This window comes from Vibrio sp. 2130-1, from assembly GCF_033339515.1.
Map to the genome: position 1 here is coordinate 1 of NZ_JAWOUT010000503.1, position 588 is coordinate 588.

Annotated in this window: 1 protein-coding gene; it reads left to right on the plus strand. The window is 39.5% G+C overall.

The annotated features are described in order from the left end of the window. Nucleotides 1-581, plus strand: a 581-nt coding sequence (locus tag R7Q09_RS27080) for a sugar ABC transporter permease (RefSeq protein ID WP_318144069.1), incomplete at its 5' end; no start/stop codon positions are given. Between the last annotated feature and the right edge of the window lie 7 nt (nucleotides 582-588).

A 588-nucleotide genomic window follows, 5' to 3' on the forward strand; every position in this document is an offset into this window, starting at 1 on the left:
TGATCAGTGTGTCATGTACGTCATATGCGTTTTCACGCTTTCGCTTTAAAGGAAGGAAAAATGGTCTAATGCTGTTCCTTCTGTTGCAGATGATCCCGCAATTCTCCGCCCTAATTGCGATATTTGTCTTAGCTCAGATGTTGGGATTGATTAATAGCCATCTTGCATTAGTACTGGTTTATGTTGGTGGCATGATCCCGATGAACACGTATTTAATGAAAGGTTACTTGGACGCGATACCGAAAGACCTGGATGAATCAGCAAAAATGGATGGTGCGAGTAATATCCGTATTTTTTTGGAAATCATACTGCCTATTTCAAAACCAATTATTGCAGTAGTAGCCTTATTCTCTTTCACGGGGCCTCTAGGCGATTTTATTCTCGCTACAACTATTCTAAGAACACCTGAAAATTATACGTTACCTATCGGTTTATATAATTTGGTCGTAGAAAAAATGGGGGCGAGTTATACCACATATGCAGCGGGTGCTGTGCTTATTTCAATACCTGTAGCGCTTCTTTATCTATCACTACAAAAATACTTTGTATCTGGCTTAACAGCAGGTAGTACAAAAGGCTAATACTAGA